Raw genomic sequence first — 13,669 nt, forward strand, 5'->3', positions numbered from 1 at the left:
CCAGTTCTGAAGCTATTTATGTCATTAGTATTAAATTCATGTAATTAGGGCATAAATTAGTGACAAGCTCGGGGTTTTTACCATGAATTAAGTTACATTTATTTGAAGTGTTAACCCCATCATTTCAATCTCTATAGCGTGGAATAGTATTTTACTTAGTACGTTAAGAAAGGAAGGCGGAATGGGTAAACCTCAAACTCAATGTGTGATATTTGATTGCGACGGTACTCTAGTCGATAGCGAACGGTTGTGCTGTCAGGCTTTATGCGATGTCTTTAATCGTTATGATGTCCACCTGTCGTTAGATATGGCGATAGAGCACTTTGAGGGAGGTAAGCTTGCCGATATTCTTACCGATATGCGAGACCGGCTTGGTCTTTCAGTTTCTCTTGATGAACTTGAGCCAGTTTACCGCGAAGTGCTCGAGCAACTGTTTGAAGCTCACTTGAAGCCAATGGACGGCGTGTTTGATGTCATTAAATACCTTGAAGCAAGGGGAATCGAGTATTGCGTTGCGTCTAATGGCCCAAAAAACAAAATAGAAAAAACATTACGAATCACCGGATTACTGCCTTACTTCAAAGGCAAAATTTTCTCAGCATTTGATACCAATAGTTGGAAACCTGAACCTGATTTAGTGAAGTACAGTGCAATGAATATGGGCTTTACACTTAACGAATGCATCTATGTAGACGATACACCAAAAGGTCTCGAAGCGGGAGTTCGCGCTGGTGTTAAAACCGTCCATTTAGTTGGTCTTAACGATAAAATACATTCGGAAAAAGTTGTGAGGATTAAAGGTCTGAGAGATCTAGAAGCTCTAATCTAACCGTTAAATTGCATATTGATTAACACTGATGTGTTTGGTCAATTTTGGAGTCACAATAGGCTGTGTGACTACTACCTGCTTAATATCTTCGAAAAATGTACCACATTGAGCACATAACATACTGTCTGTTTCTGACAGAAGGTATTCCTCACTACCACATAGCGGGCAACACAGTACTTGTTCGTCTTGGTTTGATTCCATGAATGCTCCCGCAGCAAAAAGGACCAAAATTCTGAGCCCTATTAAGTCTTTTTAGTTATTGTTAATCAGCTTAATAGCTAGATTATCTGTATGCAATGCTATTCTAGTTGAACAATCTCTTGAATATGCTCGGTTTAAGAGATTTTCATTAACTATGAGAGTGAATTCATAAAATTGACCGCGTTGGTCAGCGAATATGGGTAGAACAGGGTTGAAGCTATAGGTATTTGGAAATGGCACGCTCCATAATTGGAGCGTGCAAATGAGTATCAATGCTCTATTTAACTAATTGAACTGCCTCACGTGTAAGTCTGGCGAGCTCATCCCAGTTTTTCTCTTCAACAAGCTTTTTGTCGACCATCCATGTACCACCACAAGCTAAGACCCTTGGAATCGAAAGATAGTCTTGGATATTGTTAGTATTAATACCACCTGTAGGCATAAGGCTTACATCAGAATACGGAGCAAGCAAAGCTTTCACCATGTTCACGCCACCTGAAGCTTCCGCTGGGAAAAACTTCAGTGTCGTAAGGCCCATTTCTAGAGCCGCTTCAATGGTACTTGGGTTATTTACACCCGGTATAATATCGATTCCAATTTCCTGGCAAGCCTTTACGGTATTAGGATTAAATCCTGGTGAGACAATAAAAGTTGCACCTGCTTCCTTAGCGGCAATAGCCTGTTCTCTATTTAATACGGTGCCTGCGCCGATCAGCATCTCGGGTTGAGATTCTCTTAGTAAACGTATTGCTTCAATAGCGGCGTCTGATCGAAACGTAATTTCAGCTGCTGGTAACCCGTTGTCTGCCAGTACTTTTCCTAGAGGGACAATATCTTTTGCATCTTCAATAGCGATTACTGGAATGACTTTGAGTTTTTTTAATTGTTCGTTGATAAGTGACATCGTTTTACCTTATTAAATGAGTGCGAGCTGGGTGTGCTTAGGGTCAATAATAGCTCCCCGATGCTGGATAACAATGCTCGCCAATTTGTTACCCATTTTACATGCTTGTTCTAATTTTGAACCATTTAAATAAGCCGCTAAGAACGCGCCATTGAATGAGTCGCCTGCTGACGTTGTATCAACAACATTCTTAACTGGTGTAGTTGTGATACTCTGGGTTTTCTTACCGTTTTGAGACAAAAGACAGCCTTCGCTCCCAAGTTTTACGACTACGTTTTTAATGCCTTGATCTTTTAATCGCATCATTGTTTCTTCAGAGTTTTTGTCGCCCCACAGAGCTTGTTCATCTTCATAAGTAACAATCGCCGTATCGGTAATAGAATACATCGCGTTATAAGCTGACATTACTGATTGGTTTTGGTCATTTGGCCAAAGTGCAGGGCGGAAATTACTGTCAAAACATAATTCAACGCCCTTTACTTTCAACTCCTTGAGTAAGCAGAGTAATTTATGCCTGTCTTGCTCCGGTAGTATCGCAAGTGTTATACCACTGATATATACCATGTCGACATCAACAAGCTGCGACGCGATAGATTCAAAGTGAGGGTGCTGAATCAGCCAACGCGCCGCAGAGTCATTACGCCAATACATAAATGTACGTTCGCCTTCTTCGTCTAGTTGGATCAAGTAAAGGCCGGGTGTTTTGTTTTCACAGGTCAACACATACTCAGTATTAATCCCTTCTTTCTTCCATGCGTCTACCATACCTTGGCTGATGGAATCGGTACCTACAGCGGTAACGTAAGATACTTTCGCCGATTCGCCTGATGTAAAAGCTCTCTGAGCGCGATTTAGATAGATAGCTGTGTTAAGCGTATCTCCACCATAGGCTTGTTGCATGTTTCCAAATGGTGATCCGTTAAGCTCAATCATACATTCCCCGATAATGGCGATATGTTTCATGTAGGAGTCCTCATATTGAGATAAAGAAAGCCGCAAGTGAGGGACAAGCGGCTTGTTTTCAGGAGATAACGCTTATTTAGCTTCTATTTTCACGAATGCCATCGTTAACGCAAAAGACAGAATAAACACGCCACATACACCGAGAATGGCTTGGATGAAGTTCTGTGTTCCGCCAGACAAGTATGCCGGAAGACTGAAAACAGACGACAAGATATAGCTAGTTAGGTGGGTATCAAGAGTTACTGATATTGCACCAAAGATGCCAGCAGCTAAGCTCGCCATAAACAGGGCCTTAGTATAATTCGTCAATACACCAAACAGAGCTGGCTCGGTGATACCAAGAATAGCGGTTACCCCGGAACTAGCTGTAATTGAAGAGTTTTCTTTAGAAACGAACTTACGCTGCTTGTACCACACCGCAAACGTAGCACCAGCAATAGCAAGGTTACCAAGACACATGATCGGCATGAGCAGGTCTTTACCATAAAGTGCGAAGTTGTTTAAGCTGATTGGCGTCATGCTATGGTGGATACCAAATACTATGGTAATTGGACGCGTAATCCCAAAAACAAAGCCAGTTAAAGTCGGTGAAATTTCTAGTAATGAACTCACGATCCACCCAGCTCCATTGCTCAACCAAATACCTAGAGGTCCAACAAAAGAGAGTGTGAGTGTTGATGTGATAGCAAACGCTAATAGGGGGGTGATAACAGGCTTAGCCGCTGATGGAACAATACTGTCAACAAGTGGTGTAACTTTTGAAAGCAACCATACTGCCAAGATCACAGGAACTATCGCTCCGCCATAGTTTAGCAATTCAATAGGGACAGCCCCTAAAACCGTTAATTCAGCTGGTATGTTTGCTTCTTTTAACGCAGCGGCTTTTTCTATTAGCTTCGGTGACAGCATTGCAGCTGCCACAGCAACAGCGATGTATTCGTTAACACGAAACATTTTCGCGGCCGAGAAAGAGACCAAAATAGGTAGAAAGAAGAATACGGCTACAGAAATAGATCGAAAGAAGAAAACGGTATCGGAGTTTTCTGAGATCACCTCAGTCGCTATAAGGCCTGAAAGTAAACCCATAAGCATACCAGCCCCCGCAATTGCAGGAACAATCGGACCAAAGATGCCTGCTACTATACGCATTGCGCCTTGGAAAAGTTTGCCATCTTCTTTAGTAGAACCAGCGCTATTAGAGTCCGAACTAGGTTGGCTTGTGGGAAGGGCTTTAAACCATTTCTCAACGTCTACGCCAATAATAACCTGAACTTGGCCTTGCTTAATTACTACGCCTTTGACGCCTTGCAGCGACTTCAGTGTGTTTTCCTTCACTAGAGACTCGTCTTTTAGCTTAAAACGCAGGCGAGTCATACAGTGTGTAGAATCAGTTATGTTGGTTGTTCCACCAAGGGATTCAATCAGATACTGTACTTTCTCTTTGATACTACTCGTTTTATTAGGGCCAATATTGCTTGGATCTAATGCACCTACAGATTCATCTATCTTCATATACGACTACCGCTATTAATTAATCTACTTGATTGGGACTCATACTATAGATATTAGTCTGTCTTCCAAATGGCTGAAACTGAGAGTTTTGTCACAATTAAAGTCAAGTTGAATCAAATTCTAATTATTTTTTCCAATTGGTCTGTTTTTCATTGAAAACTATAACAATTAACGAACCAATTATTTTTTTAATAATATTAGGGCTTGAAAACGAAAAATTTAAATTGTTATATAAGGAAAATTCTGAGTAAGAGTCGTTTAATCGTGAACACAACAATTATCACTGATGTAGAATGCATCATTACAAAACCAGATAGACATAATTTAATTACCGTTATAGTTCATACTAATAATGGTACAGTAGGTTATGGGTGTGCAACATTTCAGCAACGTCCTTTAGCTGTTAAGACTATGGTTGATGAATATTTAAAACCATTACTTATAGGTAAAGATGCTAACAATATTGAAGACTTGTGGCAGATGATGATGGTAAATGCATATTGGCGGAATGGCCCTGTGATTAATAACGCGGTATCAGGAGTTGATATGGCCTTATGGGACATTAAAGCCAAGCAAGCAAAAATGCCACTTCACCAATTGTTCGGTGGAAAATCACGTGATGCGATTGCGGTGTACACACATGCAACCAGTGACTCTATGGAAGGTTTATACGAGTCGATCGATAACTATTTGAAACAGGGTTATCGACACATACGTTGCCAGTTAGGCTTTTATGGCGGTGTTCCTGAGGCATTACATACCACACAAAACCCAACTGTTGGTTCATACTATGATCAAGACCAATACGTAGAGAACACTGTCACCATGTTTAAATTACTTCGTGAAAAATATGGAAACCAATTCCATATTCTTCATGATGTGCACGAACGATTATTTCCCAACCAAGCGGTTCAGTTTGCTAAAGACGTAGAAAAATACAAACCCTATTTTATAGAAGATATCCTTCCACCTAATCAAACCGAATGGCTGGATAATATCCGTAGCCAAACATCAGTTTCTCTTGGCCTAGGCGAGTTATTTAACAATCCTGAAGAGTGGAAATCTCTAATTATTAATCGTCGGATAGATTTTATTCGCTGCCACGTATCTCAAATTGGTGGTATTACTCCAGCGTTGAAACTTGGTCACCTATGTCAGACATTTGGAGTAAGGATTGCGTGGCACTGCCCGCCAGACATGACACCTATAGGCGCTGCAGTCAATACGCATCTAAACGTTCATCTACACAATGCTGCTATTCAGGAACATGTCGAATATAAAGAAAATACGCGCAAAGTTTTTCCTGGTGCGAGTGAACCTAAAAATGGCTACCTTTATGCATCTGAGTTGAGCGGCATAGGCGTTGAAATCGATACAGAAGTTGCTGCCGATTTCCCAGTGACTTATAGGCCCCATGAGTGGACGCAGAGCCGTCTACCAGATGGTACTATCCACACACCTTAAAAAAATAGCCGCTTTAGCGGCTATTTTTTTCTCTAAATTCAATGTCTTCAGTATTGAAAGGGGTATGGTAAGTACATTGGTAATCGATATCGATAACATTGCTGACAATAAACACTTCACCGGACTTTAAAAAACCGCGATTGGTAATGTTCATTGCAGCAGTGGATCGTTTACAGCCAAATAGTTTGGCGTCCTCAGCAGAGATGTTTATCGCTCGATAAGTGGTGAGATACTTTTCAATCTTTAGCCCAAGCTCTATGGCATGCTTTTGTAGAGAATGTTCTACAATCTCATCACTCATTTTGGGGAACATTTTCACAGGTATTTTAGTTTCTTCAATCTGAGTGACTTTACCATCAATTAACCTTAGCCTTTTTAAATTCCATATATAATCATTGTCATCAAGTAGAAATGCTTGTTTTTCTTGGCTGTCGGTTAATCTTTTGTTTATCTTTATTTTCTTATAAGAAATTTCATTGAAACGTTTTTCAGTAATAGAGTTATATATTAGCGGGCTGCTGTCCAAGTTTTTGTATATGTAAATTCCTGAACCAGATTTTATATATATAATACCAATTGATTGAAGCTTTTCTAAAGCCTTTCTAATGGTAAATCTAGATACGTTATAAGATTCAGATAATTCTCTTTCAGTAGGTAATTTCTCGGATATTAATTTTTGAGAAATTTTACTAATAATATCTTGAACAACAAATTCATATTTCTTCATCGATTACATTTCCGGAATATGAAGCCAACGAATACTGTTAATTTTAACACAACTGGGCAGGCTTTTATTTGAGTGGGAGGACTTAATGATACAAAGCCCTCCTAAGAAAACTTTATGTTCGATCTGCAAGATAAGCTTCGTAATCTGGGATTTCGATGTCGACTTCGGATTCAATTAAGTCAGACTCGATTAGGAAGTTTGCCGTTGCGCGGTTAGTGGCGACTGGGATGTTCCATACACTGGCGATACGGAGTAGGGCTTTTACATCAGGGTCATGCGGTACAGCATTGAGTGGATCCCAGAAGAAGATAAGCATATCGATTTTTCCTTCCGAAATCAGAGCGCCAAGTTGTTGGTCACCGCCCATCGGTCCGGAAATCATGCTCTTTATCGCTAGGCCTGTTTCTTTACTCAGCATGGAGCCTGTTGTGCCGGTCGCGTACAGAAAATGGCGCTGAAGCTTTTCTTTGTGCTCAGTAACCCAGCGAAGTAGCTCTGGTTTACAGTTGTCATGCGCAACAAGAGCAACATGTTTGTGTGCAGGCATAGTGCGAGTTGTTTTCTGCATTCTAGATTGTTCCCTAATATTTCTAATTATTTACGTAAAATGTTGGTCGATACTCTGATGGAGACAAAGAATCCGATATCACCTGAGGTTTTAAGTTTTCAGGTGTCAATGCCTCAATGATTGGAGCTTCACTTTTCTCGTAAGGTTCACCTTTCAGATAGCTTACCGCTTGTTTTACAGATAATCGACCTTGTTTAACCATTTTGTCAGTAGGCGCAAATTCTACGCGATTTCTCAGCAGGCCGCGGTAAACGCCGTGACTGAGGTAAGTTGAAATTAGTCCTATCTGATCCGTTTTTCCTGCTGTCCTTAATTCGCTGATCGCCGCTTCAATCGCTACAGCACTGCCAACTATATAATCTAGGTCTTCACGCTCGATTGATTGCTGTACAAGGTTTCGCTGAAGCTCTTTGTCATTATCTGCCCAGTAGGTTTCAACAATCTGAATATCACTGTCTTCAATAGCACTGAGAAAGCCACGGATAACAGGCTTAGTTCCACCACTAGAATCCGGACCTGGGAGTAAAACAATATTTTTAGTCCCAGAACCTCGGGGGTGTTTATCCTTCAAATACTGCCCCGTGTAATAACCCATCCAATACCAATCGACGCCAACTTCGCCTTTGAGCTGTTCTCTTGAATGGCTACCCAAAATCAGTTCATTAACACTCGCAAAAACAGGAATATCAACTGCGAATTGGCGCAAATTGTTCATGTATAGATCAGGGGCGACTGTGCCCAAGATAATGGCGTCCGCTTTCCATCGCTGGCAGTTCTGAAGTTGTTCTTTTTGTTTAATCTGATTTGGGTATCCGCCGGCTTCAAACACTTTTAAATCAACCCCTAGCTTTTTAGCCTCGTCTACCATGCCATAGTTAACAGAAAGCCAATAAGAGTCTTTAAGGTGGGGGTAAAGCGCGCACAGTCTTAGAGGTGCTTCAGCGGCAGACAAAGAAGTCGGTAAGAAGGAGTATACCGCAATGGCCATTACAAACAGTCGTTTTAGGGAGAAAGCTGGAAGCATGATGTATATCGTTGGTATTCGTTACATAAACACTGCAAAATATAGCGTATTCCCACAGTGCAAAGAAGTGTATTTACTTAATGTTACTTGCTAAAGCCAGTATTGGTCGGAAGTTGTTGTTTGCTTTTCTCGCAATGGCGCTGTTAGTACTCATTTCCGCGTTGATTGGTGTGTTCGGCTTCTCCTCGGTCGCCAAGACCGAAAGGAATGTTGTGAATTCCGCAATCCCTTCAATGATTGAAGCTAGACAAGTGTCTGAACTGAGTTCACGAATCATAGCTTCTGTGCAAACTCTCTCAAATTCTAAATCCGAACTTCAGCGCCAAAAGGCGGGTAAAGAGTTGTTTTCTCAGCTGGAAAGTTTACTTCAACATATCAAACAGCTCGGTTCAGATTCTTTTGATTCCAAACTATTAAGCACACTGGAAGCTGACGTTCAAACCGTAATCGATACTTTGGTCGAGCTGGGTATCGTTGTAGAGAAGAAACTGGTTCTTGAAAAAGAATTAAGCACGCGGACAGTGGAACTTCGTGAGCAAGCATCTGAACTAGAAGAGTTGACGCGTACGCAGGTTTCCAATACTAGTACTATTGCCATTGCGAATGTCACCCATATTTACGATTTGATAGAAAATGCCCAAACGTCCCAAGCATACCAAGCTTTAGACACGCTCGTTGAAGTGGATTTAGATCTAGCAGAAAGGCTGCACGAATTACACTTACTTGCATTTAAAATGCTTAACCACATTGAAGAAGCGCGCACAATTTCGGATATCGATCGTATCCATACGGTTAGAGAAGAGTTTGTCAGTAACCTTGAGATCATGAAACGCCGAGTGCGAGCGGTAGAAGATCCAACACGTTCGATACAAATGGCTGAACTATTAACGCAATTGGAAAAAGGTGAGGTCGTCTTTGACGTTTTGCATCAACGCTACCAAAACGAACGAGCATCACAACAGCTAATGCAGGACACACTGATACAATTTTCAGCTTTGAATACGACCGTAAACAAATTGGTCGATGATTCAAACCAAGCTACGACACGAGCAGTGGACAAGCTCAAAACGACATTAAATTATGCTCAACTCAGTCTGACGATCATTACGGTATTGGGTATGCTGATCGTCATTTTGATCGTTTGGAAAGTGGTTTATGTATCTGTACTTAAACGCTTAGCAGAATATTCGTCGGCTTTGTCGTCTATTGCGCAGGGGCAACTGAATGTCGATATCACAGTGAAAGGCAATGATGAATTAGCCCATATGGGCCAAGCTATCATTACAGCAAGAAACACGGCTCAATCATTAAAAGTGGTCGCAGAAAGTGAAGCAAAAGCGAAGCGAGAGTTGCAAGAGCATAAAGAACATCTTGAAGAGCTTGTTACAGAGCGTACCCACCAATTGCAAGATACTAACAAACGCCTAAATCACGAAGTACTCAACCATGCGAAAGCGCGCCGACAAGCAGAGCAAGCGAGCCGAGCAAAAACTGCGTTCTTAGCAACAATGAGCCATGAAATTCGCACACCAATGAACGGGGTGCTTGGTACAGCTAGATTGCTTAAAGAGACTGGGTTGAACTCGAAACAAGGCCATTTTGTGGATGTGATCAATCGTAGCGGTACCACATTACTTGCGATCCTGAATGATGTGCTTGATTATTCGAAGATTGAAGCGGGCCACCTAGAAATACGGCCAGTGGACTTCAACCTTTTTGACATGGTGAAAGACGTTCAGCAGTTGCTTGATGGCAGAGCTAAAGAAAAAAACATCGAAATCAGTACCTTGATAGAAAGCGATGTCAGTCAGTTTTTATATGGTGACGTAACTCGTATTAGCCAAGTGTTAACCAATCTAGTCGGCAATGCTGTTAAATTTACAGAGCAAGGCCACGTTGATATTTACGTAACCTATGATCCTGGCCAAGACGGTCAGGTGTTGTTCGAAGTTTCTGATACTGGCATAGGTATCAGTCAGGAAGAGCAAGAGACTTTGTTCGATGCGTTTACTCAGGCTTCTGGTGGTATGAGTAGCAAAGGTGGCACGGGCCTTGGTCTCGCTATTAGCAAACGTATTGTCGAAGCCATGGGAGGATTCCTGCAGCTCGAATCTGAAGTAGGACAGGGGAGCCGATTCAGTTTTAGTGTTCCTTTGTCCCAAGGCAGCAAGGTTCAATCTAAAGATCTTAATGTTGGCTCAACGCTAAAAGCGAAAGTACTGCTGGTGGAAGATAACCCAGTTAATTGCCTAGTAGCGGAAGGATTTTTAGAAAGTCTAGGTCACGAAGTCACGACGGCGAATGATGGCAATTCCGCTGAGGAGATTTATTCTCAGCATGATTTTGATATCGCTTTGCTTGATATCAACCTCCCTGACTGCAATGGCGTAGAGCTGTTAGATAAATTGAAACGAATTAAAAGTGACAATGTCACTCCAGTGATTGCAATTTCAGCTCACGTTTACGATGAAGAAGTGCAAAGCTACCTTGCTGCAGGGTTCGATGGCTACCTGCCTAAACCTTTAGATAAAGATGCACTTTGTCATATGATTAACTCCAGTCTGCAAGGTCACTCGCTGTTACTTGAGCAATCGGATCTTGCGCCAAGTTACCCGCCCGTGACCTCACGCATCATCGATATAAGCGTTGTCAGTAAAGATTCTCTCATTCTTGGGAACGAAAAAATGAAAGAAATCATCACCCTGTTTGATAAGAGTGCTGACGAAACATTGAATCTTATGCAAACAGCCGCTGAGCAAGATGACCCGAATCAAATAAAACAACTCGCACACAAGTTGAAAGGTTCAGCAGGAAGCTTGGGTCTGCTAGCATTGTTTGACGCTTGTTTGGGTATAGAGAAATCTCAGCAGCCAGTTAGTGATTATTTGGCGGATAAAGATCAGCTTTTATCGCTGATAGAAAGCTCAAAACAAGCGTTGAATCAATTGGTTGACTAGGTAGAACTATGATAGAAATTTCATCTCCTCGACTTTCGATGCGTCAGATTACAGAAACAGATTGGCCACTTTTCTTACGCTTACACCAAGAAGAAGAAGTGATTCGTTACGCGTTTGACCAACCTGAACTTGATGACATTCGCCAACGATTTGAATCGAGATTACCTGTGTGGGAGTGGGGAAGCGGACATTGGCTATGCCTTGTTATTAGAGATAGCCAAAACAATCAGCCCATAGGCGTAACAGGTTTGTGCATTGAAGATGAATCTGATGATTCTGTAGAAATAGGCTATTTACTGCTTCCAGAGTTTCATGGAAAAGGTATAGGGACAGAGTCTTTACTGGCATTAATCGCTCACGTAAAGAGCTCTCTACCTGCGGTAAAGAATATTAACGCTATCGTGACTGATGGTAACGTAGCTTCGTGCAAAGTGCTTGAAAAGGCAGGATTTGAGTTAGTAGAAAGGGAAGAAAACGCGTATCGAATTGGTGGCAAACTCTATGATGATTTGATTTATCGTTTCCACTTATAATTCTTAAGCTCTGTAGGCAACGACAGATAATGTCAGCAACAATTGTGCGGTGTAGTAGGTAATCATAATCACATGACGCGAGAAAGCTGAACTGGATCGGAATCGGTCTACGGCTAACACAATGTCTGAGGTTATAAAAATCAACGCGCCCATGACAGCAAACGCTGCTGACTGTGCATGATCCACTCGCCAATACTCAATCGCAGCCCAAGCCATCCCGAGAATACCTAATGAATAGAAGGCTACAGGAAGCTTCATGTTTCCGAGCGTGGGGAGCAGTAGTAAGAAAACAATAATACCAACCGATAAAAGTAGTAGTGGTAGCCACCAATTTATCAATCCATCGAGTTGAGTATAAAAAGCGAGAGAGTAGATAAAGTGTACCAGTAGGAAAACCGTTAACCCTTGGACAAATCTATCTTTCGGTTGCATGAGTAGTAGGTCGCCAACAACAGAAACAAGTAATCCTACTGCCATCCATAAAGCGTATTGACCAACCACCTCATACAGTGAGATTGACACAATAGCCATGAGTAAAATTGGTAAAGTTTTGGTGGCATAAAACAGCCACCGAGGGCCACGCTCAATACTCCAGACATGTACAGCACACAGTGTTAGGATCAGCAGCCACATTTCTCTTTTCACCCATATAAAAAAAGCAGCAATATTGCTGCTTTTTAGCGTACTAACAGGGTGTTAACTAAGCAATAGCCTGAGTCAATATTTCGCGGCTTTCCTTTAGAGTGATCGCTTGATTTTCACCTAATGCTTTCATGCCATGAAGTTCTAACTGACTCACTACCGAGTCAATCGCGCTTTGTTTATCACTGCCATGCTCAGTTAACTGTGTTGAGACTGTCATTGTCTGGTAGAAACTTTCTATTGCATCGATGGTACGCTCGGCTAGGTCATCCCCCAGTTCTAGACCAAATACATTCACGCCCATTTGTTCCAGTTTGGCACGTTTGTGAACCAATTGGTTGCGAAGAAGAGAAGGCTGTACGATGGCCAGAGAGCGAGCGTGGTCCACACCCCAAAGCGCAGTCAGCTCGTGGCCGATCATGTGAGTCGCCCAGTCTTGCGGTACACCGCTGCCGATGAGACCATTCAGAGCCTGGTTTGCTGACCACATTAGATTTGCACGCCATGCGTCATCGTCACGATTGTCAAAGTCTTCACCGAGCTTCTTAAGAGTGCGAAGTAGAGTCTCTGCATATCCATCTTGAACCATTGCGCCATGTTTTGTAGTCAGGTATTGCTCACATACGTGTACCCAAGCATCAACAATACCGTTGATTAGTTGCTTTTCAGGCAGAGTCTTCATCACATCCGGGTCCATAACCGCAAATTTTGGCTGTACAAATGGGCTAAGGAACGCGAGCTTATCCTGCGTTTCAGCTTTTGTAATCACAGCACCCATATTGGATTCGGAGCCAGTTGCTGGAAGTGTTAATACTGCGCCAAGTGGTGTTGCTTCAGAAACTTGATGCTTGCCCGTTAGGATATCCCAGCCGTCACCATCATACTTGGCAGCCGCCGCAATGTATTTAGAGCCATCAATAACAGAACCGCCACCAACAGCAAGGATGAAGTTAATGCCTTGCTCTTTAACAATCGCGACCGCTTTATCAAGTGTTTCTTTTGTTGGGTTTGGTTCAACGCCTGAAAACTCAACCCATTGATGACCGTTCAGTGCCTCAGAAACCTGATCATAAACGCCGTTACGTTTAATAGAACCTCCGCCGTAAATGACAAGAACTTTATCTTGCGGTTGAATCGATGATTGAATGGCACTGATTTGACCTTGACCAAACAGAATCTGGGTAGGGTTAGCGTAAGTAAATTGCATTGTCATTCCTCTTGCTTCAGTTGAACGCCTGATAGGGCAGACTGATCTTGTGTCCCGAGCTTGGAAACACTTCATTGTTTGAATGCATAATAGTACTGAAAAGTCGTTTTAAAAATATCGAATCCTCTGTTTATGTTG

13 protein-coding genes are annotated in these 13,669 nt (G+C 42.1%); 4 read left to right on the forward strand and 9 right to left on the reverse strand.

The features are described from left to right. Nucleotides 1-181: 181 nt before the first annotated feature. Nucleotides 182-829 carry an HAD-IA family hydrolase gene (locus VIC_RS15465; protein WP_006960948.1) on the forward strand — a complete coding sequence of 216 codons (648 nt, stop codon included), beginning with the start codon at nt 182-184 and terminating at the stop codon, nt 827-829. Nucleotides 830-832: 3 nt separating this feature from the next. On the opposite strand, the gene VIC_RS15470 is transcribed toward VIC_RS15465, so the two are convergent. From VIC_RS15470 to VIC_RS15485, 4 genes are all read right to left on the reverse strand, one after another. Beyond that, on the reverse strand, nt 833-1,030 hold the full coding sequence (locus VIC_RS15470) for a hypothetical protein (RefSeq protein WP_006960949.1): 198 nt from the start codon (nt 1,028-1,030) through the stop codon (nt 833-835). A gap of 277 nt (nt 1,031-1,307) precedes the next feature. Then, nucleotides 1,308-1,934, reverse strand: coding sequence for a bifunctional 4-hydroxy-2-oxoglutarate aldolase/2-dehydro-3-deoxy-phosphogluconate aldolase (locus VIC_RS15475; RefSeq protein ID WP_006960950.1), 627 nt, complete (start codon nt 1,932-1,934; stop codon nt 1,308-1,310). A 12-nt stretch (nt 1,935-1,946) separates the two neighbouring features. Beyond that, nucleotides 1,947-2,897, reverse strand: a complete 951-nt coding sequence (locus VIC_RS15480; RefSeq protein WP_006960951.1) for a sugar kinase — start codon at nt 2,895-2,897, stop codon at nt 1,947-1,949. 72 nt (nt 2,898-2,969) lie between these two features. After that, nucleotides 2,970-4,409 carry a PTS transporter subunit EIIC gene (locus tag VIC_RS15485; RefSeq protein WP_006960952.1) on the reverse strand — a complete coding sequence of 480 codons (1,440 nt, stop codon included), beginning with the start codon at nt 4,407-4,409 and terminating at the stop codon, nt 2,970-2,972. A gap of 264 nt (nt 4,410-4,673) precedes the next feature. On the opposite strand from VIC_RS15485, the gene VIC_RS15490 reads away from it, so the two are divergent. Further along, nucleotides 4,674-5,873: an enolase C-terminal domain-like protein gene (locus VIC_RS15490; RefSeq protein WP_006960953.1), complete on the forward strand. Its 1,200-nt coding sequence runs from the start codon at nt 4,674-4,676 to the stop codon at nt 5,871-5,873. 13 nt (nt 5,874-5,886) lie between these two features. On the opposite strand, the gene VIC_RS15495 is transcribed toward VIC_RS15490, so the two are convergent. The 3 genes from VIC_RS15495 to torT all read right to left on the reverse strand — a co-directional run bounded on the left by VIC_RS15495 (nt 5,887) and on the right by torT (nt 8,192). Continuing rightward, nucleotides 5,887-6,600, reverse strand: a complete 714-nt coding sequence (locus VIC_RS15495) for a GntR family transcriptional regulator (RefSeq protein ID WP_006960954.1) — start codon at nt 6,598-6,600, stop codon at nt 5,887-5,889. A 112-nt stretch (nt 6,601-6,712) separates the two neighbouring features. Beyond that, nucleotides 6,713-7,168 carry a methylglyoxal synthase gene (locus tag VIC_RS15500; RefSeq protein ID WP_006960955.1) on the reverse strand — a complete coding sequence of 152 codons (456 nt, stop codon included), beginning with the start codon at nt 7,166-7,168 and terminating at the stop codon, nt 6,713-6,715. Between the two features lie 22 nt (nt 7,169-7,190). Further along, nucleotides 7,191-8,192: a TMAO reductase system periplasmic protein TorT gene (gene torT / locus VIC_RS15505; RefSeq protein WP_006960963.1), complete on the reverse strand. Its 1,002-nt coding sequence runs from the start codon at nt 8,190-8,192 to the stop codon at nt 7,191-7,193. 80 nt (nt 8,193-8,272) lie between these two features. On the opposite strand from torT, the gene torS reads away from it, so the two are divergent. Continuing rightward, complete coding sequence (gene torS / locus VIC_RS15510; RefSeq protein ID WP_006960964.1) at nt 8,273-11,149, forward strand: TMAO reductase system sensor histidine kinase/response regulator TorS; 2,877 nt, start codon at nt 8,273-8,275, stop codon at nt 11,147-11,149. Between the two features lie 8 nt (nt 11,150-11,157). Continuing rightward, nucleotides 11,158-11,682, forward strand: a complete 525-nt coding sequence (locus VIC_RS15515; RefSeq protein ID WP_039952094.1) for a GNAT family N-acetyltransferase — start codon at nt 11,158-11,160, stop codon at nt 11,680-11,682. Nucleotides 11,683-11,685: 3 nt separating this feature from the next. Here the strand turns inward: VIC_RS15515 and VIC_RS15520 are convergent, their stop codons facing one another. Further along, nucleotides 11,686-12,315, reverse strand: a complete 630-nt coding sequence (locus tag VIC_RS15520; protein WP_006960966.1) for a lysoplasmalogenase — start codon at nt 12,313-12,315, stop codon at nt 11,686-11,688. Between the two features lie 67 nt (nt 12,316-12,382). Next, on the reverse strand, nt 12,383-13,531 hold the full coding sequence (locus VIC_RS15525) for an iron-containing alcohol dehydrogenase (protein ID WP_006960967.1): 1,149 nt from the start codon (nt 13,529-13,531) through the stop codon (nt 12,383-12,385). Nucleotides 13,532-13,669: the final 138 nt, after the last annotated feature.

The organism is Vibrio coralliilyticus ATCC BAA-450 (assembly GCF_000176135.1).
GTDB classification, from domain to species: domain Bacteria; phylum Pseudomonadota; class Gammaproteobacteria; order Enterobacterales; family Vibrionaceae; genus Vibrio; species Vibrio coralliilyticus.

Bases quoted from the DNA above. Each gene is read 5' to 3' on its own strand.
- VIC_RS15465 (WP_006960948.1), top strand. From the start codon at position 182: ATGGGTAAACCTCAAACTCAATGTGTGATATTTGATTGCGACGGTACT.
- VIC_RS15470 (WP_006960949.1), bottom strand. From the start codon at position 1,030: ATGGAATCAAACCAAGACGAACAAGTACTGTGTTGCCCGCTATGTGGT.
- VIC_RS15475 (WP_006960950.1), bottom strand. From the start codon at position 1,934: ATGTCACTTATCAACGAACAATTAAAAAAACTCAAAGTCATTCCAGTA.
- VIC_RS15480 (WP_006960951.1), bottom strand. From the start codon at position 2,897: ATGAAACATATCGCCATTATCGGGGAATGTATGATTGAGCTTAACGGA.
- VIC_RS15485 (WP_006960952.1), bottom strand. From the start codon at position 4,409: ATGAAGATAGATGAATCTGTAGGTGCATTAGATCCAAGCAATATTGGC.
- VIC_RS15495 (WP_006960954.1), bottom strand. From the start codon at position 6,600: ATGAAGAAATATGAATTTGTTGTTCAAGATATTATTAGTAAAATTTCT.
- VIC_RS15500 (WP_006960955.1), bottom strand. From the start codon at position 7,168: ATGCAGAAAACAACTCGCACTATGCCTGCACACAAACATGTTGCTCTT.
- torT (WP_006960963.1), bottom strand. From the start codon at position 8,192: ATGCTTCCAGCTTTCTCCCTAAAACGACTGTTTGTAATGGCCATTGCG.
- torS (WP_006960964.1), top strand. From the start codon at position 8,273: ATGTTACTTGCTAAAGCCAGTATTGGTCGGAAGTTGTTGTTTGCTTTT.
- VIC_RS15515 (WP_039952094.1), top strand. From the start codon at position 11,158: ATGATAGAAATTTCATCTCCTCGACTTTCGATGCGTCAGATTACAGAA.
- VIC_RS15520 (WP_006960966.1), bottom strand. From the start codon at position 12,315: ATGTGGCTGCTGATCCTAACACTGTGTGCTGTACATGTCTGGAGTATT.
- VIC_RS15525 (WP_006960967.1), bottom strand. From the start codon at position 13,531: ATGCAATTTACTTACGCTAACCCTACCCAGATTCTGTTTGGTCAAGGT.